Here is a 2,041-nt window from a genome sequence, read left to right on the forward strand (position 1 = left end):
TGTTAGTGTAAATACTAAAAAGCATCTTTTGAACTACACAAACAACAGATTTCCAGTCAAGCTGAAAATGACGTATGTTTTGAACCGTCATCCTCGCGAATGCGGGGATCTGTTACTACAAATACTAAAAAGCATGTTTTGTCACTACACAAACAACAGATTTCCAGTCAAGCTGAAAGTCTAAAGTTGAAAGTCAAAAGCTAATAGCCAAAAGCCAGTATTCAACTATAATATTCCCCTCTTGAGAGGGGTTAGGGGTGTGTAATTATAAATTAGTTTAATTATTAACAAAATCAACGCTACCGAAAAATTACTTTTCCCCAACCCTAAAGGGAGTCAATTTTTCAATAGGAAAGTATTCAGTATCGGGTAATAATCATTCATTTTTCATTATTAACTTTTCATTATTAATTATCGAGTTGGTAACAAACTTTATTTTGTCCTTTGCAGTTTCGGAGGGTTTTGTCGTGTGTCAAAAACATCTGCAATTTGTATAAATCCATTTTCCAGATCGACAGCATAAATCAATTTATAGTTTTTAAAAACTAAATATCGATATTTAATTTTTCGATGTTTTAATAACGCTTCTTCTTGACCAATTAGTGGATTTTTTATCAATTTTTTTGGTTCATTGATAATTTCTTTTACGATTTTTTTGGCAATTTTTGAACTTGCTTTATTTTCGTAATACTTAATAAATATCGTCAAGTTGCGTTTCTGCAAAATCAGACCAAATAATTTTCAATGCCATTATTCGTATTTGGCTAAAAGGTCAGAACTACTTTTAAATCGTTTGTTTTTAAAATCAGATTCAGATTGATCAATGCGTTTATTTAATTCATTTTGAGTCATTGGCTCAAATTGCTGATCTTCAGAAGTGTTTTTTTTATTTTTTAATATGCTTTCAAGACGAGAAACTACTTCTTCACTTTGAAGTTTTAAAAATTCTTGTATAAATGCTATTTTTCTAGCTTCTAAATTCATATTATTAGACTTTTATCAAAGATACGAAATTATCAATTTATACTAAATATTTTTTAAAAACTTGAATCTAGCCTGATACCAATACTTAATCTACTAAAAAATAGCAAATCTAAAATCCAACAACCAGTTTTAAATTAAAAGCCAAAAGCCTGTTTTCAGTAGCAGTTTTAAGTAACAGTTCTAAGTTTTAAGTTTTAAGTCGTTATTCATTATTAATTAGTAACAGTATTCTTTGAACCGTCATCCTCGCGAATGCGGGGATCTGTTAGTGTAAATACTAAAAAGCATCTTTTGAACTACACAAACAACAGATTTCCAGTCAAGCTGAAAATGACGTATGTTTTGAACCGTCATTCCTCGCGAATCTTCGATTTCTCGCGTATGCGGGGATCTGTTAATATAAATACTAAAAAGCATGTTTTGTCATTTCGATTGCAATGAGAAATCACATAAAACTGAGCATTGGGTGTGGTTCCTCCTTCGTCGGAATGACAAATCATAAATGGTATTAAGTTTTAATTATTGAGTTAAGCTGAAAACACGTATGTTTTGAACCGTCATCCTCGCGAATGCGGGGATCTGTTACTACAAATACTAAAAAGCATGTTTTGTCATTTCGATTGCAATGAGAAATCACATAAAATTGAGCATTGGATATGGTTCCTCCTTCGTCGGAATGACAAGTTATAAATGGAATTAAGTCAAAAGTAGGTATCTAGTACTCAGTTTTAAGTAACAGTTTTCAGTTTTAAGTCAGTATTAATTAATAATTATTTATTATTCCTTCTTCATTATTTAACTACAGTTGAAATTGAAAAATTGCTTTTCCCCAACCCTAAAGGGAGTCAATTTTTCAATAGGAAAGTATTCAGTATCGGGTAATAATCATTCATTTTTCATTATTAACTTTTCATTATTAATTATCGATTGGTAACAAACTTTATTTTGTCCTTTGCAGTTTCGGAGGGTTTTGTCGTGTGTCAAAAACATCTGCAATTTGTATAAATCCATTTTCCAGATCGACAGCATAAATCAATTTATAGTTTTTAAAAACTGC

At 30.5% G+C, this 2,041-nt stretch carries 2 protein-coding genes; both read right to left on the reverse strand.

Annotation, left to right across the window (positions count from 1 at the left end; translation table 11 throughout):
* Positions 1 to 432: 432 nt before the first annotated feature.
* The gene (locus tag EC396_RS12705) at positions 433 to 723 is read right to left on the reverse strand and encodes a type II toxin-antitoxin system RelE/ParE family toxin (protein WP_240665704.1); all 291 of its coding nucleotides are present in this window, start codon (positions 721 to 723) and stop codon (positions 433 to 435) included.
* 27 nt (positions 724 to 750) lie between these two features.
* The gene (locus EC396_RS12710) at positions 751 to 984 is read right to left on the reverse strand and encodes a hypothetical protein (protein WP_129367002.1); all 234 of its coding nucleotides are present in this window, start codon (positions 982 to 984) and stop codon (positions 751 to 753) included.
* Between the last annotated feature and the right edge of the window lie 1,057 nt (positions 985 to 2,041).

Source organism: Lutibacter sp. HS1-25 (assembly GCF_004121075.1).
Classification (GTDB): Bacteria; Bacteroidota; Bacteroidia; order Flavobacteriales; family Flavobacteriaceae; genus Lutibacter.